Source organism: Chitinophaga hostae, from assembly GCF_018224885.1.
In the GTDB taxonomy this organism is placed as follows: Bacteria; Bacteroidota; Bacteroidia; order Chitinophagales; family Chitinophagaceae; genus Chitinophaga; species Chitinophaga hostae.
Map to the genome: position 1 here is coordinate 305,932 of NZ_JAGTXB010000003.1, position 24,900 is coordinate 330,831.

The 24,900-nt window shown below is 47.6% G+C and carries 18 protein-coding genes; 10 read left to right on the forward strand and 8 right to left on the reverse strand.

Features of this window, described 5'->3' with window-relative positions; genetic code table 11:
• Positions 1-68 precede the first annotated feature (68 nt).
• From KE626_RS08355 to KE626_RS08370, 4 genes are read right to left on the reverse strand one after another with little or no spacing between them, the layout of a single operon-like run.
• Positions 69-1,274 (reverse strand): DUF4998 domain-containing protein, encoded by a 1,206-nt coding sequence (locus KE626_RS08355; RefSeq protein WP_211972419.1) that lies wholly within the window; start codon positions 1,272-1,274, stop codon positions 69-71.
• 28 nt (positions 1,275-1,302) lie between these two features.
• Entirely contained in the window at positions 1,303-2,514 is a 1,212-nt protein-coding gene (locus KE626_RS08360) for a DUF5000 domain-containing lipoprotein (protein ID WP_346344360.1), read from the reverse strand.
• Between the two features lie 42 nt (positions 2,515-2,556).
• Complete coding sequence (locus KE626_RS08365; protein ID WP_211972420.1) at positions 2,557-4,521, reverse strand: RagB/SusD family nutrient uptake outer membrane protein; 1,965 nt, start codon at positions 4,519-4,521, stop codon at positions 2,557-2,559.
• A gap of 21 nt (positions 4,522-4,542) precedes the next feature.
• Complete coding sequence (locus tag KE626_RS08370) at positions 4,543-8,025, reverse strand: SusC/RagA family TonB-linked outer membrane protein (RefSeq protein ID WP_249207356.1); 3,483 nt, start codon at positions 8,023-8,025, stop codon at positions 4,543-4,545.
• Positions 8,026-8,266: 241 nt separating this feature from the next.
• On the opposite strand from KE626_RS08370, the gene KE626_RS08375 reads away from it, so the two are divergent.
• From KE626_RS08375 to KE626_RS08385, 3 genes are all read left to right on the forward strand, one after another.
• Positions 8,267-8,854, forward strand: a complete 588-nt coding sequence (locus KE626_RS08375) for a sigma-70 family RNA polymerase sigma factor (RefSeq protein ID WP_211972421.1) — start codon at positions 8,267-8,269, stop codon at positions 8,852-8,854.
• A 43-nt stretch (positions 8,855-8,897) separates the two neighbouring features.
• Positions 8,898-10,055 carry a FecR family protein gene (locus tag KE626_RS08380; RefSeq protein WP_211972422.1) on the forward strand — a complete coding sequence of 386 codons (1,158 nt, stop codon included), beginning with the start codon at positions 8,898-8,900 and terminating at the stop codon, positions 10,053-10,055.
• Positions 10,056-10,138: 83 nt separating this feature from the next.
• Positions 10,139-10,462 (forward strand): MmcQ/YjbR family DNA-binding protein, encoded by a 324-nt coding sequence (locus KE626_RS08385; protein WP_249207357.1) that lies wholly within the window; start codon positions 10,139-10,141, stop codon positions 10,460-10,462.
• A gap of 31 nt (positions 10,463-10,493) precedes the next feature.
• On the opposite strand, the gene KE626_RS08390 is transcribed toward KE626_RS08385, so the two are convergent.
• Together KE626_RS08390 and KE626_RS08395 are read right to left on the reverse strand one after the other, a co-directional pair.
• Complete coding sequence (locus KE626_RS08390; RefSeq protein ID WP_249207358.1) at positions 10,494-11,015, reverse strand: GNAT family N-acetyltransferase; 522 nt, start codon at positions 11,013-11,015, stop codon at positions 10,494-10,496.
• On the reverse strand, positions 10,994-12,178 hold the full coding sequence (locus KE626_RS08395) for a sialidase family protein (RefSeq protein WP_211972423.1): 1,185 nt from the start codon (positions 12,176-12,178) through the stop codon (positions 10,994-10,996). Before KE626_RS08395 ends, KE626_RS08390 begins: the two co-directional genes overlap by 22 nt.
• A 177-nt stretch (positions 12,179-12,355) precedes the next feature.
• Between KE626_RS08395 and KE626_RS08400 the strand changes: the two genes are divergently transcribed.
• The gene (locus tag KE626_RS08400) at positions 12,356-13,333 is read left to right on the forward strand and encodes a M57 family metalloprotease (RefSeq protein WP_211972424.1); all 978 of its coding nucleotides are present in this window, start codon (positions 12,356-12,358) and stop codon (positions 13,331-13,333) included.
• A gap of 43 nt (positions 13,334-13,376) precedes the next feature.
• Here KE626_RS08400 and KE626_RS08405 read toward each other — a convergent pair whose 3' ends face one another.
• Together KE626_RS08405 and KE626_RS08410 are read right to left on the reverse strand one after the other, a co-directional pair.
• Complete coding sequence (locus KE626_RS08405) at positions 13,377-14,573, reverse strand: S41 family peptidase (RefSeq protein ID WP_211972425.1); 1,197 nt, start codon at positions 14,571-14,573, stop codon at positions 13,377-13,379.
• Positions 14,557-15,306, reverse strand: coding sequence for an outer membrane beta-barrel protein (locus KE626_RS08410; protein WP_211972426.1), 750 nt, complete (start codon positions 15,304-15,306; stop codon positions 14,557-14,559). The genes KE626_RS08405 and KE626_RS08410 overlap by 17 nt, the downstream gene beginning before the upstream one ends.
• Before the next feature lie 490 nt (positions 15,307-15,796).
• Between KE626_RS08410 and KE626_RS08415 the strand changes: the two genes are divergently transcribed.
• The 6 genes from KE626_RS08415 (at position 15,797) to KE626_RS08440 (ending at position 24,895) form a co-directional block, all read left to right on the forward strand.
• Positions 15,797-16,378: a sigma-70 family RNA polymerase sigma factor gene (locus tag KE626_RS08415; protein ID WP_211972427.1), complete on the forward strand. Its 582-nt coding sequence runs from the start codon at positions 15,797-15,799 to the stop codon at positions 16,376-16,378.
• Positions 16,379-16,440: 62 nt separating this feature from the next.
• The gene (locus tag KE626_RS08420) at positions 16,441-17,586 is read left to right on the forward strand and encodes a FecR family protein (RefSeq protein ID WP_211972428.1); all 1,146 of its coding nucleotides are present in this window, start codon (positions 16,441-16,443) and stop codon (positions 17,584-17,586) included.
• Positions 17,587-17,725: 139 nt separating this feature from the next.
• The gene (locus tag KE626_RS08425) at positions 17,726-21,088 is read left to right on the forward strand and encodes a SusC/RagA family TonB-linked outer membrane protein (protein ID WP_211972429.1); all 3,363 of its coding nucleotides are present in this window, start codon (positions 17,726-17,728) and stop codon (positions 21,086-21,088) included.
• Positions 21,089-21,107: 19 nt separating this feature from the next.
• Positions 21,108-22,562 (forward strand): RagB/SusD family nutrient uptake outer membrane protein, encoded by a 1,455-nt coding sequence (locus KE626_RS08430; protein WP_211972430.1) that lies wholly within the window; start codon positions 21,108-21,110, stop codon positions 22,560-22,562.
• A 14-nt stretch (positions 22,563-22,576) separates the two neighbouring features.
• Positions 22,577-23,344 carry a DUF4843 domain-containing protein gene (locus KE626_RS08435; RefSeq protein ID WP_211972431.1) on the forward strand — a complete coding sequence of 256 codons (768 nt, stop codon included), beginning with the start codon at positions 22,577-22,579 and terminating at the stop codon, positions 23,342-23,344.
• Positions 23,345-23,362: 18 nt separating this feature from the next.
• The gene (locus KE626_RS08440) at positions 23,363-24,895 is read left to right on the forward strand and encodes a PKD-like family lipoprotein (protein ID WP_211972432.1); all 1,533 of its coding nucleotides are present in this window, start codon (positions 23,363-23,365) and stop codon (positions 24,893-24,895) included.
• Positions 24,896-24,900: the final 5 nt, after the last annotated feature.

Sequence of the window (24,900 nt, forward strand, 5' to 3'; positions counted from 1 at the left end):
TGCTTATGGAAGTTTTTAGAAAGCCTGTCCCGTTACCGGCACAGGCTCCAGGCATAGGACAAAAAGGATCAGTTTTTAATAAGTTTAACCGAAGGCACACGCCAGTACTGGTTGCCCGAGGTCATGGTGGCCACAAAACCCAATGCAACAGTTTGTGGTTGTGCAAGGGTAAACCGGCACTGCACCGTTGCATTCGCAAACCGGGTAGTTGGAAATGCGACATATCCTGCTGCAGTTGAAAGGTTACTGATATCCGGTAATGTGTTGCCCGCAGCAGCTACCACGTAAACCGGGTCAAGCGCTTCGGTGTAGCAGTTCACCAGGAAAATATAATTTCCTGCCGGTAAAGTAACCGTCTGACTGATCTTACCATTGATAATACTGGCTGTTCCGCCCCATCCGGATTCCATTACCAGGCAGCCGCCGGCATCCGCTACATACCCGCCAAAGCCGCCGTGATTTTTTACATTATCGCTGGTGATCCAGGGCGCAGCCAGCGTACCCCATCTGCCGCCGTCGTAGGTGGCCCTTACAAAAGGTCCTGTATTCTGCATGTATTGGCCTGTTACATCCGCTTTTACGGGCTGTTCCTGGAAGGCCACATAGAAGGTATCAAATGCCGTTGGATTGGGTAAATAGGCTGTACGATAGCTAACAGCGCTGCCCGTTTTAAAAGCAGGCAACGACGTGGAAAATGCGGTATTGCCGGATATGATCAGGGTATCATGCATCTTCCCGGTATTATCTTCATATTTTATCCGCATGTTTATCACGCCTGCATCTTCATTCACATCTGCCCAGCTGATCAGTGCGGAACCATCCAGCTGCATCTCTGCGTTGGCAATAGCCCGGTTAATGAGCGCGCTCTCATACAACTGCCCGAATACGTTAGCAGCAGTATTCACCGGGATAGAAACATGGCCGGCGGCATCGTACGTCCTGATCTCAAAATTCATCAATCCTTCCGGCAAACCCGGTATAATCACCTTGGCGGTGTCTACGCCGGCAGTTCTTTTTACCTTTACTTCAACGGAATCCTGCCGGCTGTTCCAGAATACCCTGTAGGCAGCAATCTTGGGATCAGAAGTAAAAAGACCGGTGATCAGCACCCTGCTTTTACCGGAAAACGCCTTTACAGAATCCAGTTTGCCGGGATAGGTGATGGCCCCGCTTCCCATATATTTATCCCTGTAGTCATCCATTTTGGAACAGGCGCTTATAAGGAACACCAGCGCCAGTATGATACCCGAAGCGGTGAGTTGATGTTGTTTCATTTTTTTGAATTTCGTTGATTGATGATAACTAGTTACCCCACAAGGTGAACTCGGCAATATTGATAAAATAAGACCCCTGCCAGTTCGACAAGCTCCTGATCCTGATATAGCGGTAAGCGGTTTGCCCAGTAGGAAAATCAAACTGCCAGCCATTGTAAGCCAGTGTTTGGTCGGATGCAGTTTCTGTGGCATAAGGCGACCCTGATGGTTTCACCACATGACAGGTCGTTAGTTTGGTCCAGCTCTCATCCAGGTTGCCACTCAGATTGGGGTTATTAGAAGCCCATATTTCGAAATCTTTCACATTGCCCCTTACATAGTAGTTGTTGCCCACCTCTTTGTAGGGATTCACCTGCATACGGCTGAAGATATGCGCCTTGCCCAGGTCCAGCGTAACCATTTGCGGACTGCCAGCCTGCTCGAGGGTAAACAAGCAACGCGGCCATCCCGGGTGGAAATCACCGTCGTAGATGTAACGCACATCGGTGCGGCCACCGTTATTCAGAATGTCTGCGTCTTTTGGTAATACGTAATTACTCCATTCCGATTTAGGTAACAGCTGTTCAAAAAATGGTGTTAGTGATACGATCAGTGTATCCGAAAAATTCATCCACCGGTCTCTCACCACGAAAGCGTAATTCCTTTTCACGGCAGGCTGTTGCCTCACGGCACTTTTAATCACAGGATCATTGCTGTAAACATTGTCCATTCCGGCTGTTTGTACCCATTTTCCTGTGCCGGAAGTATCTGTCAGCGGAATGATCGCGAGGTTTTCCAGCGTTGGATTATTACAGGTAAGCGTGAACCCGCCGAAGGTGGGCTCCACTATGAGCGACCTGTAAGCCAGGTTGATAGCGGGCGTTAAAGGATTCACGCTAACGGTAACTGCCGGGGAAGATACCTCGCTGGAGTTGACTGCATATAGTTTTATGGTGTGAGCCAGCGTATCTCCGAAGCCATCCACCGTCAATGTATTTTGATAATGAGAAGCCTTTACCTCCGCAGGATGGCCCGGAGAAGTTTCATATACCGCTTTTACATAAGAAAGATCCGCATCGGAAGGCAGCGAGTAAGTAAGTACAGATTTACCATTTGCGTTTACAACGGTTACCCCTGTTACCACACCGGGAGGATTGCTATTGGTAGCCATGGCTTTATTTAGCTCGTCTCTTTTACAGCCTGATACCAACATCAGCGAAAACGCTGTATATAAGATCGTACCTGATTTGATTGTTTTCACTTGTTAATCATTTAAGGTTAAAACATCCGCACGCAGTGCAGTTTACCAGTTAGGGTTTTGCACCAGGTTGGGGTTCGCCAGCAGGTCGCTTTCTTTTATTGGCCACAGATAATCACGGGGCGCAACAAAATGCCTGGAGAGAAAAGAAATTTCCCGGTAGTATAGTTCTGCGGTGCGACCGTTTACTACCCAACCGGTAATATTTCCGCTGAGCTCCTGGCTGGCTGTTTTCCAGCGTAACAGATCCCAATAACGATGACCTTCGAAACAAAGCTCAATAGCTCTTTCCCGCTGGATAATAGATCGCATCCCTTCTTTGGTGGTATATTTGGAAGGATTCCGGCTGTACGTGGCCCATGCGCTTTGTACCGTTTTCAAACCGGCCCTGGCCCTTATCCTGTTAACATAATCGTATACGGTTGCATTGGGCCCCTGTACTTCATTCAATGCTTCTGCATAAAGCAGGTACAGATCAGCCAGGCGTATTTCAGGATAGGGATAAGACGGGTAGGTAACCGTATTCCAGTCCATGTGCCAGTTCACTACTTTCTTCATATAAAATCCTGCAATAGGCACCGGCGACGACTGGCTCAGTTCACTGCCGCGGGCCATCAGCCAGAAAGTGTTTTCATCACTTTTCGACGGGCTGTTGGCCATATACCAAACGCCCCTGTCGAATCCCATATCGGCATAATATCTTGGCTCCCGGTCAAAATTTAAGCGGGCAGTTGTTTCGCCTTCTTTGATGTTAAACCTTTCTGCATGCGTAGCAACACGGAGTGCAGCGATATTTGAAAAATCGAGTGTTTTATCTTCATCGATGGGAACACCATTTTGCGTATAAAACATTTTAGCCATCTTAATAGTAGGCCCCAACAAGGGATGGCCTCCTGTTTTTGATGCCACGGCATTTGTAAAATCAAACTGCCCTATACCACAGCGTTGCAGGAATGTGCATCCCCAGGTAACGCCACTGGTAGAACCCCATACCAGCTCACTGTTCCAGGGCTCGCTCATGGAATTGCGGATACTCATCTGCGTCATAGTAGTATCGCTTAGCGGTATCGTTTGCGCCGGGAAAGTATACAAACGGATTCCCTGCGCATCGCAGAGATCTATCGCTGCTTTACACGCATCTGCCGCCCGTTGCCATTTTGCAGCGCTGAAAGCAGTATTAAAAAGTTGTGCGCCGTCCTTATTTTTAAAAGCGCCATAGTCGGAGTTCCCGTTAAATAACGGGCTGGCAGCTGTTACCAGCAATTTGGCCTTTAAGCTCAGTGCAGCCGGTTTGGTGATACGCCCCGATTCAGAAGCAATATTGGCGATGCTCAGCGGCAGGTTTACCGCTGCGGCATCCAGCAGGCCGGCGATATAATTTACCACCGAATCTACCGGCTGCCGTTTAACATACATTTCGTTGATAGATGCACTGATGGGCAGGTTCTTGTCAATCACCGGTATAGGTCCATAGGCCCTGAACATAATAAAATGATAGTAGGCTTTCAGAAAGGTAACTTCCGCCATCCACCTGTTCCTGGTGTCGATGTCGAGATCTGCCACCTTACCGGCATTGCCTACATTTTCGAGAAAAATATTACAATCCCTGATAGCCTTATAGCAGGCCACACCATCCCTGTCGCCGGTCATGTAGTTGGAGATGGGATTTGACGTATTCTGATCTCCATAATTCAGTCTTAGTACATTGGTAGACCTGATATTATTAGTGGGGTCCAGCACAAATACCTCATCGCTGGCGGAAAGTCCCACGTTGTAAGTGGGATCGTAGTTAACAGGAATGTAGGCATAACAGGAGAATAAATATTTTTCAGCTTCCGTTTTGGAAGTAAAGGCATTATCGATGGTGGCCACATTATCCGGTACTACATCCAGGAAAGGCTTTTTACAGGCGGTTCCGCCGATGATGAGCAAACAGGTGATGTAATATATTACACGATGCAGGGCCTGTATACCGGCAAGGCCTTTGCGCTTAAACTTATTATCGCTCATATGATTAATGCTTTATGAATGTTAGAAACCAACTGCTACTCCCACATTATAAACCCGCTGAACAGGGTATCCCAGTCCGGACGCGCCCATCTCAGGATCCCATAGCTTAAAGGCGCTGATGCTAAACAAATTCAGGCCGTTGGCATAAATCCGCCCGCTGCTCAGGCGTAATTTCTTCAGCAACGAACCGGTAATGTTATACCCGATCTCAGCTGATTTCATGCGTAAAAACGAACCATCCCGTAACCACCAGGTAGATGTTTGCGTATTATTTTCTGAGATAGTATTGCTTAAGCGGGGCCAGAAAGCATAGGAGTTGCGGTTGTCTTCCGACCAGTGGCTATCTGCAATCACCTGCAGCAACCCGTTCTGGTATCCTCCGTTCAGGTAAAAAGGCGTGGTGTTGGCGGCGTTAATAATAAAAGAAGACCTGGCGGATCCCTGGAAAAAAGTGCTCAGATCAAAATTTTTATATCCTATGGAAAAACCGGCACCATAGATAATTTCCGGCGTGTATGGGAATCCGATTGGAACATAGTCGGCATCGGTAATTTTTCCATCTCCGTTAACATCACGGTATTTAATATCCCCGCCCATGATACTGCCATATTGCAGGGGAGAATTATTTACTTCCGCCTGGTCCACAAACAGTTTCTCTGCAATCAGGCCATAGATCTGGCCCAGCGAGTTTCCTACTTTAGATAAGTTCCGGTTATTTTCTGCATACTGTGGTTCTTCGTTTACCAGCAGTTTACTTTTAGCATAGGTAAAAGTACCGCGTGCCTGTATCCACAGCGAATTATTAAATGTTTTGCGGTAGTCGGCCACCAGGTCAATTCCCCTGCTAAATGCCTTCCCGGCATTGGAAGAAATATTGGCCTGCAATCCCATAGAGCTGGGTACGGTGCCCCTCACCATGAGGATATTGGTACGTTTTTGCTCATAGGCATCTACTGTGATGGTAAAATCCTTAAATATTGTAAGGTCCATCCCGATGTTGGTTTGCTTCGACAGCTCCCAGGTGATATCGCGGTTTTCATAACGGTTAATCGCTACGGTGGGCCGGTTATAGGTAAAATTGGTACCGAAGTATCCTGTTGCGCCGCCATTTAGATTAACATCTGAGAGATAGAAAAACCGGTCGGTGGCGCTGCCGATCTGGTCGTTGCCCACCAGGCCGTAAGTAAACCGAAACTTCAGCTGGTCAATAGTATTAGCCAGTGGCTTAAAGAATTTTTCATTCGATACAATCCAGCCTCCTCCTACTGAGGGGAAAAAGCCAAAGCGGTGGTTGGCGGCAAATCTTTCTGAGCCGTTATATCCAAAGTTAAACTCGAAGAGGTAGCGGTTATCGTATCCGTAGGTAAACCTGCCGGATATGCCCTGGTTGCGGGCCGGCAAAGAAAGCTGCAAACTGGAGGCATTTCCGGTAAGATAATTCCTGATGGTACCTATTACCATGCCTCCTACGTTATGCACATTATCGAAGATCCTCGAATAGTTTACAGCTACTTCGGCATAGGTGGTAGTATTCACATTTTTATCGCCGGGTGCATAGGTGAGGTACTCTGTGGGTATATCACCAACGCTGCCAACGCCCCCGTCGTTGATCAGGCTTAAGCCGGTAAATTTTCCATCTACAGCACCTGAGCGGTAGTAATAGGGATTGTATTGGCGCGATACCGCAAAATTCGCATAACGCCCGGTATACGCCATCATCCTGGCAGAAAGCCCCGGAGTAACCGCCTGCAGATCCTGCCGCAAACTAAGCTGCGCCGTCAGCGTGCTGGTATTAGTGGCCTGGAACCCGGAAAGCGAACGGGCATAAGGGTTTACATATAACCCGCCGCCGCCTGGTATCAGGGCATTCCCAAACAGCGGATGTTTGGCATAGGGCAAGAGGTTCGACGGGTACACTGCCGGAAATGCCACCGGGTTACTCCAGATAGCGTTGTTAAAAGTAGCGGCGCCGCCGCCAATAGGGCCATTGTAATCATCGAACTGTCCTTTGAGACTTACCAATGCTTCCGTTGTTTTGGTAAGATTTAAAGTAACGTTTGATAAAATGGAATATGAACGGAGCTTGATATTATTGCTGAAGTTATTCAGCTTATTTTCTTTGAGGATACCATTATCAATATTATAGGTCATTGCCAGGTAATACTTTGCCTTGTCAGAACCTCCGCTGGCATTGATATTAAAACGTTGGTTGGTGGTGCGGTCTTTTATTAGCTGCTGTATCCAGTTGTTATTAGGATACAATAACGGATCATCTCCCGCGGCGGTATGATCAATTTTATTTTGTGAGTATGGCAATACTCCCAGCGGGTTTCTCGTCAGCACCGCCTCGTTGGCGAGTTTCATATAAGTAATATTATCTGCCAGTTTAAAATTTTGGGTATTGGCAGATGTGGAATTCTCCATGCGGAAATTAAAACGCATTTTTCCCAGGTTACCCGTTTTGGTAGTTACCAGTATCACGCCGTTGGCGCCCCTGGCCCCATACAGCGAAGAGGCCGTAGCGTCTTTCAATACAGAAAAACCCGCGATATCATCCGGTTGCAGCCTGGCAAGATCCCTGGAGGATGATTCTATATTATCAATTAAAATCAGCGGGTCTACTTTTCCGGCGCCGAAGGTTCCCACGCCTCTGACAAAAAACTGTGCATTGTCGGCACCGGGTTCTCCGCTTCGCTGGTAAGAGATCACTCCCGGTATCCTGCCGGCCAGCATGGTGGTAAGGTTACCGGTAGGTCCTTTGAGTTCCTTGGGCTCAATAGCGGTAATAGAACTGACCATACTGGATTTTTTCTGGGTGCCGTAAGCGACCACCACCACATCTTTGATGGTGTTATCCCTGGGGGAAAGCAATATCTCATAATCACCGGGACTACTTTTAACGGGTATTTCTTTCGACATATAACCCACATACTGCACCACCAGTATTTTATTGTCTCCCGTAATTTTCAACTTAAAACGGCCATCCTGGTCTGTTTTAGCGCCGGTGGTGGTGCCTTTAAGCATTACCGTTGCCATCGGTAGCGGGGTACGGGTATCTTCCGCCAGCACCAGTCCCGCTATCTGCCGCTCCTGTGCTGCGCCGGAATGTTGTTTCTCTGCCTGACCAGTATTATCGGCCACGGCTTTCGTGCCCCGTTTTATCAACACCACATTTTTCTTTAACTCATACAACAAACTTCTGCCTTTCAGGACCTCGTTCAGCACCGTGGTCACCCTGGCATTGGTATACTCAATGGGGCCGCTGACTACTTCGCTTTTCAACAGGTCGTCGCTGTAAAAAAAAGTGAGGTCTGTTTGTTTTTCAATCGCCTGGAAAATGCCTTCCAGCGTCATATTATTTCCTTTGACGGTCACCGTGGATACAGGAGTACTTTGACTTCGCGCATTAACATTTAAAAAAATGAGCAAAATAATGGTGATACATACCCTGGAACCGGCAATAAAACGCCGGCCAGTCTTCAATAACGGGATACTTCTTTTCATTTTCCTTGTTTGGTTGACAATGACTGTAACGTGGTAACTATAAGTGCTGGTTTTTATGGCGCACTCTATTAAGACGACACATTTAAAAAATGGGTGAATGAAAAACCCGTATCCCGCTTGCTTAAAAAAATTAATAATTGTCAAACTAACATTTTATCAGACAAACACCCTATATTTAACTTCAATGTCCCTGATGAATATTATCCGCGTTATCTAATCAACCAGTCTAAAAAGTATTTTTATGCCTGAACACCCGGGAGATGAAGTCATACTTGCATTATTAAAAACTGGCAACACCGGTGATGCTTTCGAGTTTATTTTTAAAAAATATTACCGGTTAATGTGGACAAAAGCCTATCTCGGCACCAACGATCCGGTGGCGGCAGACGATCTTGTGCAGTTAGTATTGAGTGGTATGTGGGAAAAGAAATTGTACCGCAATATAAACGGCTGTCTTAAAAGTTACCTGCTTACGGCTGTCCGCAACCAGGTAAACGACTATCATAAGGTGAAACAAAGGGCGCTGAAAAAGATTGAGAAATACGCTGAAACGGTGACGCATTCCGGCATGTACGAGTCAAATATTCTTAAGGAAAGGGACATGGAAGATCGGTGGAACGCACAGGAGCAACTTCACCGGCAGCTCCATGAATTATTGAGCGAGCTGCCGGCCCAGCGTCAGCGGGCATTTACGTTGGTGTACATGCAACAAAAAAAATATCATGAAGTGGCCGACAATATGGGGATCAGCATCAATTCACTGAAAACCCATCTTAAAATAGCTGTTAAAACACTGCGCAACAAACTGCTCCCGCCAGTGTCGGAATGAAATGTACTGCAAGCGTTCACCTCTCTCATTAAGTTTACTATCAATGACCTCTGATAAGCAACATACTGATCAATTAATGCTGGAAAAGCTGACCGGGATGATTTCCCCGGAAGACGACCATACGCTCCGGCGGCTTATGGCCGCCGATCCTGCATTGAAAGATGCGTTCAGCCGTATGCAAGAGCAACTCCACACCCCCGCGGCAAAGCAATACCTCCGTCAACTGGATGAAACACAGCTGTGGGAAAAACGAAAACACCTGTTTCAAAAAGGCAATATCCGCCACATGCGGGTATTATACCGGGGAGCAGCAGCTGGTTTGTTGCTGCTGCTTGGCAGCGCTTTGTACCTGTTCCTTTCCCGGGAACAACAACCCCATCCCCTTGCGGGCGTAAAGCCGGCGGCAACAGCCAATAATGTTATACTGCAGATGGCCAACGGGCAAACCATCGTTCTTTCCGATACGGCACAATCAGCGCTGCTCAACATCGGCGCCGCGCAGATGCGGGTATCGCCCAAAAGCCTGCAGTATGAATCCGCCGACGCCAATGCACCCATGGCCATGAACCTCTTACAAGTGCCCGCCGGAAAAGACTATAAACTTACCCTGCCGGACAGTACGGAAATATGGCTGAATGCCATGTCCGAGATCAGGTTCCCGGTATCCTTCAACGGTCCTACGCGTGAAGTATTTGTAAATGGGGAAGCCTATTTTTCTGTCAGCAAAGATATCAACCGGCCTTTTATTGTACACACAGGCCAGTTTTCTGTTAATGTGCTTGGCACGGCATTTAATATCAACACCTACAGCAGTAATAGTCCCCGGCTCTCGCTTTCTTCGGGTAAAGTTGCACTGAAAAGTAAAACCGGTAACCAAAGTGTGCAGCTGTCGCCAGGTTATGAAGCCACCTACAATTCCCAACAGAACAATGGTTTCAGGGTGGATGCGTTTAATGCAAGGAATACGCTTGCCTGGATGGAAGGGAAATACTATTTCAGGAATACTACGTTAAAGGAAATTGCCATGGTGATCAGGCGCCTGTTTGATGTAACCGTACAATTCAATACGGCTGGTGTGGAGAATATGAACGTGAGTGGCGTGCTCACCAAAAAAGACGGGCTGCCGGAATTTATGGATAACCTGTCAAAAACCACCGACATCAAATACCAGCTGAACGGCAGTGTACTTCAGATTCTGTAAAATTCCGGCGATGCAAATGCGGGATCTCCAGGTTACCGAAATCACCGGTATATTTGCAGTACTATCCAACAAACACGTTTAGCATGATCACCGGAAAAGCATTTACAGAAATGGCGCTTTCTTTTCCAGGAACCGGGCAGCAGCCGCATTTTGAACGAACCGGTTTTAAAGTAACCGGCAGGCGGATGTTCGCCAGCTACCTGGAGCAGGACAATACCGCCAATATTTTTCTTACGCCACAGGAGCAGTCCCTGTTCTGCAAAATGGATAAGGAACATATTTACCCGGTACCCAACAAATGGGGCGAAAAAGGAGCCACTACTTTTGTACTCAGCAAGGTAGCGAGGGAACTGGTACTGGAGGCTTTATTATCTGCTTATAATGAAGTGATGAAGACAAAGAAATAGGTGAATATACAAGTTCATAACCAGTTGTGAGTTATCTTAAATCATCTCTGTTAACCCAGTCGGCATAATTCAATTCAAACTTACTTTCGCCGTTGGCATACCTGCCAACCAGGTTCCATCCCTGTAGCATATAGAATCGCTCTGCTCGTGTATTAGGCGCCGTTCCCAACACCAACTTTTCTTTGGTTTGCTGAAAGTACCAATCTATCATGAGTCGATGTAACTCTTTTCCAATTCCCTTTTCCGCAAAGGCAGGGTCTACGAACAATGCCCATACACTTCTTTCCCGAAGGTCTACAATAGAGAAACCTGCAATCCGGCCGTCTATCTCGCAAACCCACCCTTTTCCTTTTTCAGAAATATAATAAGCAACATCTTTATCCGGCACCAGGTCGGGATTACTCAGGGTATTTTCTTTCACCAGGTGTCTTACTACCTGGATCTGCTTAATATCTGAAAGTTTTGCAGTTCTGAAAATCATACTTACAAACATACCAATTTTAGAAATACCCCTGTTTACGGCTATATCGTTCATGGCAGCAGCTGCCGCCATTCTTCAGGCGTTACATAGCTCCTGAAGTTCCTGATCCGGTGAAATGTAAGGTAATTGGCATTATGCTGATTATCCGCGCCACCATCTTTATCATCAAATGCAGTTCTTGATACCGCGATAATGTCCTTATTGTCAAACTGAAAATCGAAATATTGAAAACCGTGCTTCTCCACATCGGGATGATGCAGCACAATACCACAAACCTTCCACGTTTTCAGGTCAGATGATGACATTAACGCGGCAGTGTTCCTGGTCCTTTCAGGATTCCCGCCCCTGAATGCCTGCGGCACGTAGTTGCTGATGGTCCAGTAACGGTTGCTCACCGGATCATATCTTATGGAAAATTTTTTACACGCGCCAGGGAAGTCAATGAACCCGGCGGCTGGTGTAAACGATATCTGGCTGCCATCGTCGTTGACGTTGATAATAGCAGCTTTCTCGTTTCCGTTTACGCGGTAGTCGGTTCGTAACACCGTTGCCACATGGCCATCCGGGGCAGGCACAGCGTTGCCTTCCAGCCAGCCTCCAAATTTACCATCCAGATAGGTGGAGTCATATCCAAGCGTATTGGACACAGTCCAGCTCTCCGCATTAAGCAGGTCCGCATCTACCGGTGCAGAAATAATAAAAGAGCGAAAACCGGGCCCCCAGCCCCCGGGGCCATTGAGATCCTCCAGCGCTTTCCATATGCGGTTCTTGTAAATAAGCACTGGTGTTGGCGCCGAATGAAACCTGCCCTTAAGGAGTCTTCCCTGTTGTTCGGTATCCGGTTGGGTCCAGGAATGGCCGCCATCGGATGATCTGCGTATAACAACATCGCCACCGGCAGTTTCTGGTCCGATAATAAATACATCCTTCTTGTGCACAAATAATACGGACCACTCCTGGCCATTAATTTCGGCTATTTTTTCCCAGGATTTCCCCCGGTTGCCGGAGTTGAATACCTGGACCCTGCTCTTGCCGCTGCGGTTAGGGCCGAAATATTCGTGACTGGCCAGGTAATTTCCATTGGGCAGTATACAAATACTCGGAGAACCGATATATAATTTCTCTGTCGCGAAAACATGCTGAATGACTACGCCGGGTACCTTTCCTGAACCGGACTCCTGGGCGGAGGATGAAATGGTAAAGAGCAATGATGCAATGAACCCGATGCTTTTCATTTGGCTGTTATTATGTAGATGATGACAAACAATATAATACGAATTTCTTGCATCTGAAAGCTGTTTCTGGCCCTTGCCACGGCTCCTGTAAAAAAAATAAAAACCGGGTCACCCTTTTGCAGGGGTAACCTGTCATAAGTAAGAAAACCGTTTTTACCCAAAACCAAAATCAGAATTATGAAAATCAGAAAACTCGTTTGTGCATTGCTGCTAGGCATTGCAGTACTATCCGCCTGCAAAAAAAATGACTCCGCTAGCAAATCCCAGGATGACCCTACCGGGAAGCTCAACGGATTAAGCATTACAGATGTGATAAAACTCGTTGGCGCCGGGTTTGATCCTTCTTTCACTGTTAAAACAACAGATGGTTACCTGGTGGAAGGAGACATATTTGTGAGCAATGCATCCTTACGTGATCCCCGGAAAATAACAGGCCAGTATATGACTGACGACATCGTAGAAAACTATGACACCATCCGGTTAAAAGTAAACGACAGTACCTATACCGGGTGGATTGCGGCCCTCGATAATGCAATCGCCCGCTATAACGGTGTTAAACTCAAACTTACTTTCATACGGGTGCCGCAGGACTCAACGGCCGAGATCAACCTGGTACCCTATGTTTTTCCCGACCCATCCACTTTGGGGCAATCTGTTTTTCCTGGTGCTAACAAAAAACCAGGCAGCGAAATAAAGTTGAAATCAACTGAGTATCCTAAGAAAGCAGAAGATTATGCAGGTAATGCATTGAGCCTGTTTGCCTGTGTGATCACCCACGAAATTGGTCATGCAATAGGTATGCGCCACACTGATGCCGGAGACCGCACCTTCAGCTGCCTTCCTAACTTATATGGTAATGCTACTTTTTTCAAGAACCTGGCGAAGTATACTAACCGGCAAATGAACAAACTGTATGGAGTAAACTGGTCTGATGCCGATTGGAATGGTATCAGGGATATCTATAACGGCAGGAATGAGTTTTCTTACTCACCAGCTGCAAATATTCCGGGTACACCGGCAACAGCAAATGGCGATCCCGGATCCTGGATGCTGGCATGTATGGGTGATAATGACAGACCATTTACGAAAAATGACACCATCGCACTTAAATATCTTTACCCGGTTAAAAAAGATACAGTGAACATAGCCAAGTAGAACAACTAATAGTCTGTCATGTTCACCATGGCAGACTATTTTGCTATTGATTTATCCAGCTCACCGCTTTCTCCAACTGCATATCACGACCATTACGAAACGCAACCGGATCAGGCTTTACCAGGATATCCGGCGGAAATCCACTATCCTCGTAAATCCTGTTATCCTTATATTTAAAAATAGCGGAGGAAGTATATACTTTATAAAAAAGACTTCCATTAAATTGTTGGGCAGACAGTTGGAACGGACCTCCGTTATATGCTTCATTGGGCGCCAACGGCGAAGTAGCTCCCCACGTAGTTTCTCCGATCACCATACCATTGGGCAGGGCGCCTACCGCCATCGTCATAAGCTCAGCTACGCTCCTTGAATAAAGATCTGCCAGTACCATGATGGGAATTTTAACAGCATGTTCACTTCCGGGCCTTATCACCGCATTTATCCAGGGCGTATAATCCAAACGTCCATTACCCGATTTCAGGCGGGTATATCCATAATGCAAAGGTGTATCGATCATACTACCTATAATAAAATCCAGGTCTTCAGTATTGCCGCCATTATTAGCCCGCACATCTATTATTATGCCTTTGATAGCTGGCTGGTGCAGCTGGTCGAAGAAATACTGAACAACCGGTTTAACGCCAGTGGACAGCTGTGCTGCAGCCGCTTTTAAATTGCATTGGCTGAAGCGGAGAAACAATACCCGTTTCCCTATATTACCGCATCTCACATAGGCATCACCGTCCGCTGTTGTATAAAGCGCTTCCCGGTAGCCTTTATCCAGGTACACCAGGTCCGTATTTCCGTAATCATAAACAGGATGATAACCGGGCTGTAATTTCTTTCGTTCTTCAACCGGTCTTATATCAGCAGCATCCTCCACTCCCGGGATCGTGTGATTTACCATCAGGGTATAGTGTCCATCTATGAGGCCGGCCGTCATGGCTTTGAAATAACTATATCCCTTTCTGACATCAGCGGGATTACCCTTGTCCAGAGCGGCAAAAAGCGGTTGATAGTTTTCATATACCAGGTCCCAGTCAGTCGTATCTATATCCCAGAAAAGATAGTTACGGTTCATATTATCCCAAAAGGATTCAAATGACTGCCTCAAAGTAATATCAGCAGTATTGTCCGGCGCCGGCTCATCCTTCATTTTATGGCAGGCCAGCGTCAAACACAGCGCCGGTAAGGTTAACATCAGCCGCCCCAATCCGCTATATTTAATCTGCATTTTCATTTCTTTTACGTTTTGCGATATAAAACCTGCAACCAGTCATTATCATCAGTGTTTCATTATATGCTGCCGGCTGTCGGATCATATATGGTTTTTGGTGTTGATTCCATGCTGAGCAATACCGTACCTCCACAAATAGATGATACCCGGATGGTAACTGCCAGCCTGCTCCAAGCCCGGCAAGCCCTCCCAGTTCTATCCTTCTGTCTTTCCTCGCATCAAAAGTATACCGCTCATGATATGCGTATGCCTGTTGCATTTGCAGTATATTATCCGGTTCCTCATCAGCGGGAAGCGGGTCCGCATTATTCAATATAGCCGGTTGCACACCTTTAATCCGCCCGGCCATCCACCAGGCAACATAGCCTCCCGCATGCAGAAACAGTTGCAGCCGGTGGTATTGCAGGCATAATTGAGCCATCACCGGCAACTTCAGGTAGTAATTATTATTTTGATGATATACCCCATCATAGTAACCGGTTCTTCGTAACCGGTAATTCTTCTGCATAAGCAGCGGGTCTGCCTGTATCCCCAACCAGGAATTGAATTGATAGGTTACCGGAACACCTATCAGCCAGCCATTCACTGCCTCATAAGCGGTATTGGATCGGTTATTCAAACTGGTGTAAAGATGGTTACGGGTCATGCCGGTTTCCAGCCCCATACTCAGCTGTGCGCTGGCAGGCAACCCGGAAATAAAGTATAACAAAACAACCAGGAAGGTCCGTGTTCTCATCAGCAGGAGATTTCATATATACGTCAGCCAGACTGTAAAAAAGGGTGACTCTTGCGGACACAATTCCAAAGAAACATTTACGAAATCTCAGCCAAACCCTTTGGTTAATAACCCCAAGCGCTAATTCCCGGGGACAATGCGCTCACAGCCGCCTACCGCTTTCCGGCATTAATTTTATTTAATAATTTTAATCAATTAAATCAATTACTTGTTATTTTCGCCTTTTTTAAGACATCGCGTAAGAACATATTTAGTGATTTAAGAGAGGACATTAGCAAGAACCGATCAATAAGTTTGGATTGGCCGGCAACAAACCATGAGAACCAAGTTCGTTGGCTGACTGATTTACAAGGAGAACAATGATCACTATGCCTCACTTTTTAGAAGACGCAATGACAAGCAAGAAAAACAACCAGGATCTGCTGTGGCGTTCAATTCAGGTTGCTATATTTTGCTGAAATGAACTGCCAAAATCTTAAACAAGCCAGAAGTGCCGCCAGAATCTTTACATACAGATGAAACCGCGCTCCTACTCCGCATAGCAGAAGGTGACGAGCAGGCTTTTTCCTCCTTATTTATAACATGGGCCACCCCGCTTGCCGCTATCGCCATGAAGATAGTGAAGAGTGAGTATGCCCGGCAGGAAGTGGTACAGGAAGTATTCATCAAAGTATGGCTTCACCGGGATAAGCTCGACAAAGTACAGCACCTGGGCGCCTGGCTGCGGAAAATTACCATCAACCAAAGCCTGCTTGCGCTGCAGCGGATTGCGGCAAACGATAAACGGCTGGAGGCCATCCAAATAGCACAGAGCCCTGTTGATAACACCAGTACCCTTGAACTGAAGGAAATCCGCCGGCTCGTACATGAAGCCATTGAATCCCTTCCTCCGCAAAGGAAAATCATATACCACCTGAATCGTGTGGAAGGAAAAACCACACGGGAGATCGCAGAAAAACTGCAGTTATCCCATGGTTATGTGCGCAATGCACTCAGCGCTGCCCTCGCAATTATCAGGGAGCGGCTAACCACTTCCGGACTCCTGATGCTGATCCTTTTGCTGCACGGGTAAAAAATTTTTTTTGTCCCATGATGACAAAACAATTATTACCCTGATCATATACTATGAACACCATGGAAAATACCCGATTACATAAACTGACGCAGGATTTCCTGGACAACAAGCTGGATGCAGCTGGTTTGCAGGAATTTTATGCCCTCCTGGGTGATCCCGGTCAACGGGAAGCCCTCACGGAAAAATTCATGGAGCTGACCGGATCACCTGATATGGACCTGGAATTTGATCCGTCTCTGCTGCCTTTGCTGGATAATGTGAAGTCAGTAGACCTGCCCCGTAAGACGCCGGTAAAACGGATGCGCTACTGGCGCTGGGCGGCAGCTATCGGGTTGCTCGTACTGGCAGGTGGCATCTACCGGTTAACGGAACAGCATAAGCGCACGCCAATTGCGGTAAAACACAATGCAACTGTTACACCAGGGAAACAGGGAGCAGTGCTCATGCTGGCAGACGGTTCCACTGTGCTGCTTGATAGCATGAAGAACGGCGTAGTGGCCAGCCAGGCAGGCACCAATGTAGTACTCAACAACGGACAGGTTGTATATGATGCCAGGGAAACCAGCGCAGCTGTTACCGCATATAATACCATCTCCACGCCAAGAGGCAGGCAATTCAACGTTGTGCTGCCTGATGGCACCAAAGTTTGGCTGAACGCCGCATCATCCCTGCGATACCCGGTGGCTTTCTCCGGCAATACGCGCGAGGTACGGATCACCGGCGAAGCGTATTTCGAAGTAGCCGCAGATGCAACGAAGCCATTCTCAGTACACTTCAATGAAAAAGGTGTAGTGGAAGTACTTGGTACCTCCTTTAACATCAACGCCTATACGGATGAACCACTGGTAAAAACTACCCTGCTGCACGGCAGCATCAGGGTCAATAAACAACAGGTACTTCAACCGGGAGAACAGGCAAATATTGATAACAATGGCAGCATTACAATAGAAGACAACGCAGAAACGGAAAACGCAATCGCATGGAAGAAAGGACTGTTCGTGATGAGCAGTACAGATCTGCCGGCATTGTTCAGGCAAATATCAAGATGGTATGACATAGAAGTGAACATGAAAGGCGAACTCCCAAAACGCTCATTCGGCGGTACTATCGACAGGGACGTAAACCTCTCCGATATGATTGAGGCGCTGAATATATATGGCGTGAATTGCAAATTAGAAAACGGTAAACTGATCGTACAACCATAAAGAAAATCGTACAACCATAAAGAAATTAGCCTAAAAAAAGAAAACCGCCCCGTCTGACTCACGGAGCGGCTATTAAGGTCGGGCTAATAAACTAAATACAGGTTCTGTTTTATTTATCAACCAAAAACCACCCAAATGTATGCAATTAATTGCGTTTTTGGTCCGGCATTTCTATGCCCTTGCCGGACTATTGATGGAACTGCAAAAGCGCGTGAAAGCCGCTGCTATTCTTCTCTTGATCGTATCTCTCCAGACCGGTACAGCCGCTGCACAAAAGATTAATCTTAACCTGAAACACGCTTCCCTGAAAGAGATATTCGGGAAACTGGAAGCACAAACAGGTTTATCATTTATGTGGGATGAACACGTACTGAGAATATCCCATCCGCAGGATATACAGGTAAGCAATGCCACCCTGCCGGAAACAATGGCTATCCTGTTGAGCAACCAACCGCTTACATACAGGATCGTTAACAAAATGGTAGTGATCAATGAAAAAACGCTCACTCCCGTTAACGCAATTTTCCAGGAGATATCCGGCTACGTGCGTGATGAAGCAGGCCTCGCTATTCCCTTTGCTACGGTAGCGGTGAAGGGAGCCAACAGGGGCGCCGTATCTTCACCGGACGGAAGATTCAGGCTGAATGTGAACGCATTCCCCGTCACTTTGCTGGTAAGCTGCCAGGGATATGCATTGCGTGAAATAAAAGTACCAGGCCCCGGCACACTGAATATCGTCCTGGTCAAATCACAGCAACAGATCAATGAAGTAGTAGTGACGACCGGTATCTTTAACCGGAAAAAAGAAAGCTTTACCGGCGCTGTTACTACTGTTACGGCGGAACAACTGGCCGCATTCGGCAACCGGAACCTGATCACTTCCCTGCGCAACATTGACCCTTCCTTTAACATCGTGGAGAGCAATACATTCGGCTCCAATCCAAACAGGCTACCGGAAATACAGATCCGCGGCAACTCCAGTCTGCCCAATGTGAATGAACTGCAGGATGAAACACGTGTGGGGATGAATACACCGCTGGTGATCCTGGATGGATTCGAATCTTCACTGCAAAAGTTACTGGACATTAACCAGAACGAAGTAGCCTCCATCACCATGCTGAAAGATGCGTCCGCCACAGCTATCTACGGTTCACGTGGCGCCAATGGCGTGATCGTCATCACAACCAGGGCGCCGCAACCCGGAAAACTGCGTTTGTCGTACCGCGGCGACGTCAATATTGAAATGCCGGACCTCACCGCATATCACGTGCTGAACGCCCGCGAAAAACTGGAATTGGAATATAAAGTAGGACTATACGACAATGCCCGCGCGGAAAATGATGTGCCGCTCAAACAATATTACAACTACCTGATGAGTGAAGTGAACCGGGGAGTGGAAACGGATTGGCTGTCCAAGCCTGTCCGCACCGGCATCGGTCAACGCCATAACGTAAGAATGGAAGGCGGCGACAACGCATTCCGTTATTCTATTTCCGCACAGGTGAACGATATACAGGGTGTAATGAAAGGCTCTTCCCGCCGTACATTCAATGGCACCATCAATCTCAGTTACTATTACCGGAACATCCGCTTCACAAACAATCTGATCATCGGGTTGGGCGAAAGCGCCGAATCTCCCTATGGCTCATTTTCCGATTACGTGAAGATGAACCCTTACTGGGCGCCCTACGACGAAAATGGCCGCGTAATAAAACTGCTGGGCAACCCCGGCTCCAATATCTATGGAAACCGCTGGAACACATTGCCCACCAACCCGCTGTACGATGCTACCCTGAATACTTTTCAGAAATATAAAACCACAGACATCACCAACAACCTTTCCGTAGAGTGGCGCATACAGCCCGACCTCCTCTTCCGGGCAAGACTGGGCCTCACCAAAATGAACTCAGATTCGGATTATTTCCGGCCTGCGGACCATACAGCGTTTGCTGCCACGGAAGACATACTCCGCAGAGGTTCTTACCAATACGGTGTGAACAAAGGCTTCCGCTATGATGCAAGCGCCAACCTCAGTTATACCCGTCAACTCGGCGCCCATGCAATATTTGCCGGGTTGGACTATAACATCCGTGAAGCCAGAACCTCCGGGTACAGCTTTGTTGCGGAAGGCTTCACCAATCCAAAATTTGACTTTATTTCCATGGCGCTGCAATATGCACAGGGCGGTAAACCGGGTGGTGCGGAAAGTCTTACCCGCTCAGTAGGAGTTACCGGAAGCGTGAACTATACTTATGATGAACGATATTTCATGGACCTCTCCCTTCGTTCAGACGGCGCTTCCCAGTTTGGAAAGCTCAATCGCTTCGCGCCTTTCTGGTCTGCGGGCCTCGGCTGGAACCTGCATAAGGAAGCGATGTTCAAACACCTGTCATTCATCAACCGCCTGAAACTACGCGGCTCCATAGGCGTTACCGGTTCGCAGAACTTCAACGCCTACCAGGCCCTGTCTACCTACGGGTATTATACAGACGACCGCTATTACAGCTGGACAGGCGCCTATCTGATGGGCCTCGGCAACGAGTCGCTGAAATGGCAACAGAAAATGAACTACGATGCAGGTCTTGAAGCCGACCTTTTCAACCGCCGCCTGAGTCTTGTTGCTGACTATTACATCGAAACAACCAATGGTCTTATATCATCCGTAGACCTTCCTGCATCCAGCGGCTTCCCCAATTATATTGAGAACATCGGCAAGCTTGAGAACTGCGGATTTGAGGTAAAAGCTACCGCCTTTGTTATACGCAACCTGCGGAAAGCGTTCACCTGGAGCATCAGCGGCGCACTGGTACATAACAGGAACAAGATCCTGATGATCTCCGAAGCGCTGAAAACGGCACAGAAAAGCAGTGAGAATGCAACAGGCGCAGTACCAGGTATGCTTTACAAAGAAGGGTATTCCACCAACACCATCTGGGTAGTGCCTTCGCTGGGTATAGATCCCAGCACCGGAAAGGAACTATATCTAAACAGGAACGGGGAGCCCACCTACCTCTGGAACTCCCTGGATCTGCGCGCCAGCGGCATCAGCGAACCGGCTTACTTCGGCAACTTCAGCACATTGGTGCGGTATAAGAATTTCTCCATGAACCTGTCTTTCGGTTACCGCTTCGGTGGCCAGCTATACAACCAAACACTGATCAACAAAGTGGAGAATGCAGATTACCGTTACAATGTAGATGCCCGTGTATACGACAATCGCTGGCAAAAACCGGGAGACAATGCCGCTTTCAAAGGATTGCTGGTAACAGCTGCTACCAACAGGACTTCCCGCTTTGTGCAGGACGAAAAGACACTCACCATGCAGAATGCCAATTTTCAGTATGACGTAAAAAGCTCATTCGCGAAAAAACTAAAAATGCAGGCGTTGTCTTTCTCCGCCAACATGGCCGACCTCTTTTACCTGTCTACCGTGCGCCGCGAAAGAGGAACCACCTATCCTTTCTCCAGGCAGCTATCGCTTACTGTAAATGCTTTATTCTAAACCGAAAATTTAGTGTTCCATGACACCGATGAAATATATAATCACTGGGCTGTTGGGAATTGCCATGTGCACTGCCTCCTGCAAAAAATGGCTCACCGTTCAGCCTAAAACCCAGATGCCATCCGATGTGCTTTTCACCACGGAAAGCGGCTTCCAGGATGCGCTGACGGGGGTGTACATCCAAATGAAATCCGGGAGCGCCTATGGCCAGGATATGACCTTTGGTACCATAGAAAGACTGACGACTTCCTGGGATGTCACCACCAACACCACCGAACAGCGCCTCGGTCTGTTCAACTATACCGACGACGGCGTACAACGCGCATTGTCTTCCATGTATGCGCAGGAATATAAGATCATTGCCAGCATCAATGCTATTCTGGCCGAAGTAGATACCCACCGGGACGTGTTTCTTTCCGCCGGCTCCTACGAAATGATGAAAGGTGAATGCCTTGCACTGCGTGCCTATTGCCACCTGGACCTGTTGCGGCTTTTTGGCCCGGTACCGGGCAATATACAGGGTGGCACCGTGTTGCCATACGTGAAAAAGGTGTCCAAAGAACCCAATCAGCATCTGCCCTACGATCAATATAAAACGGAGCTGCTGAGCGATCTTACAGCTGCCGCCGCCCTGCTGAAAGAGGTAGATCCTTTCACCCGGTATTCGCAGGCTGATCTCTCCAATCCCGGCAGCGTGAGCTCTCCTTTCAAGCCGGAAAATACATACTCCGCTTTCCGTTTCCTTCGTATGAACTACTATGCGGTGAAAGCACTGCAGGCCCGCGCATACCTCTGGTTCCAGGATAACAGGTCTGCTTATACCTGCGCCAAAGAAGTGATCGATGCGAAGAACCCGGATGGCAACACGAAGTTCCGGCTCGGGGTGCTTAGCGATATGGCCGGCGGCAACTTCAACCTCTCCATGGAACATATTTTCGGACTCTATGATTTCCAGCTGGCAAAAAAATTTGAACAACAGTTCACGTCCGGTGTGCTGAAAAAAGGTAGCGGTGTAACCACCGTAAATAATCAGTTGTATGGCAATACTGGAACGGATATACGGGAAACTAACCTCTGGACGCTGATCACGCTGGCTAATGGTTCCAAGTGCTACATCATGAGAAAATACATGGCGGCTGCAACCAGTTCCGCTATTGCCCCTTTCCAGATACCCATGCTGCGTGTCAGCGAAATGTACCTGGTAGCCGCAGAAACCGCTCCGGCGGGTGAAGGCCAGCAATACTGGGAGGCTTTCCGAACCGCGCGTAATATCACCGCTTCCACGCTGCCCGCCGACCCTGCCCAGGTACAGCTGGAACTGGTGAAAGAGTACCGGAAGGAATTATTTGCCGAAGGACAGGCATTTTTTGCCTACAAACGCATCAACGCACCCAAAGCCAGCTTCCTATGGGCGCCTTCCGCAGCAACCATCAATTACCTGGTGCCACTGCCATTAAATGAATTTGTTCAATGATAAAAGCGCAAAGAATGAAACAGATACTCACTGTAGCCATGCTGACCGCTTTACTGGCTGCCTGCAAAAAAGATCAGTATTACCTCTATAACGATATCGCCCGGATTCAGTTTGGACCTACGCCCGACCGGATCTATACGGCATCCTTCGAAATGGCTGATACCGTGAAGCCGTTCACCTTTTATTACGAACCGGCTGCGATCACACAAGATACCGTGTTCTTCGACATCTATGCCATCGGAGGTGTGAGCAGCAGCGACCGGCCTTTCACCCTTGAACAGGTAACGCTCCAGGGTGAACAAAACGCCGTGCCCGGCACCCATTACAAAGCTTTCTCCGACGCCTCACTGAAAGATGTATATGTGATCAAAGCAGGACAGGTACATGCCTCCGTGCCAGTGATCCTGCTTCGCGACACTTCACTGAAAAAAGGAAACGTGAAGCTGCAGATACAGGTGAAAGCGAATGATCAGTTTCAACCCGGGGAAATCAAAAAACTGTGGAGAAGGGTGGACTTCACCGATATGCTCAGTCAGCCCGCAGCCTGGAATACCTCTGCCGGACTATACTACTGGGGCAAATACAGCCAGGTGAAACACTCCTTCATGATCAGTCAAACAGGTGAGAAATGGGATCAGGAATTCCTCACTTTCGTCAACACCGATTATGCACTGCTCACCTTCTGGAGACTGAAGCTGAAAACCGTGCTCACGGATTACAATAACGCTCACCCCGGCGCGCCGCTAACAGATGAAACGGGTGAAACAGTCGTATTCCCTTAACCTTCAAAACAGCCTTTCATGAAACTAAAATATCAAATCCTGGCTACCTGCTGTGTACTGCTGATGGCCTCCTGTTACAAGGACAAGGGGAATTATATATACAAAGTCCCGGAAGACATCACTATCAGCGGCGTTGAAACCTCTTATGATAAAGTGTCGCTGGTAGATAAGATCAGCATCGATCCGAAAGTCAACTCTACTGATCCCGATGCGAAATTCTCCTACTGGTGGGGAATATATGAAACAAATGTACAGGGCTCAGCACCTAAAGTAGATACGATCGGTCGCGCCAAAACACTGGACTACCTGGTAACACAGCCGGCTAAAGGCTGGGTATTGGTGTTCGGTGCAAAGAATGAACATACCGGGTTCAGCAAAATAATAACAGCCAATGTCAATGTGGTCACCCAGTTCACGCGTGGCTGGTATATCATGAAGAGCGATGGCGGCAAAACCGATGTAGACCTCTTCTTAACGCCTTCTGGCATTGCGCCCCAATCCAGGCTGGAAAATGTATTCTCACTGGTGAACGGGAAAAAACTCGATGGGGAAGCAAGCCTCTTTGGATTCTACTCAAATTATAAATCCAATGTAACAGGTGCTTATGCCAATACCAGGGCATTGTTCATTTTGTCTGACAAAGATGCCAGCGTTGTAAACATTAATACTTTTAAAGAGATACATGGCATTAATGACCTTTTTTACGAAACACCTTCGGCAAAAAAACCGGGAAGTATCAGCGAAAGCTCACAGGCCAACTATTTTGTAAACGACGGGCACCTGCATAGTGTTTATTCTATGTCGGCCAACGTTGGCCTGTTCGGTGGTAAACAGCTGCGCGATGATAACAACAGTCCGTATAGTCTTTCAAAATATTTCATGGCATATCCCTTCGAAAACCCTTTCTTCTTTGATGAAACGAGCAGTTCTTTTGTTTCCGCCACAGGTACCGGCTCTGTGCTATCGGCTGTAACAGATGCACCCGAAACAGAAATGCCTGCCAACAGGAATAACAAAGAACTGCTGTTCATGGGTTTGAAATCCACCTACCCGTACGTAGGGATAGCGCTGTTCAGGGACAAAACAGATCCTTCATTAAAGATAATTTCCACCATCTCGCCATCCAACTATGCCGTGAAGATCGTGAATGATACGCTGGCCTCAACGGACAAGCTGAACAAGGCAGAACGTTTTGGTTTGATCATAGAAGACGAGAACATTCTGTACTTCTCCGTAGGGCAGGAAATATGGTCCTGGAACCTGAGCAACGGTGTTGAGCAGTTGCAATACACCGTGCCGGCGGGAGAGAAAATAACGTTCATTCGTCACCGTAAATACACCGGCAGCAATGCCACTGAGCAGCCTTTTTATTACAACTATATGCTGATAGGTACTACCAGCGGTGGAAGTTATAAAGTGCGTGCATTCAGGAAAACATCCGGCAACCTCGCTACCACTCCTGATTTCACAATGGAAGGAAAGGGAAGCGTAGGCGATGTGATCTACATTGCTCCCCCGGTTAGCAACTATACATATCCAAACAGTTACTAAACAAT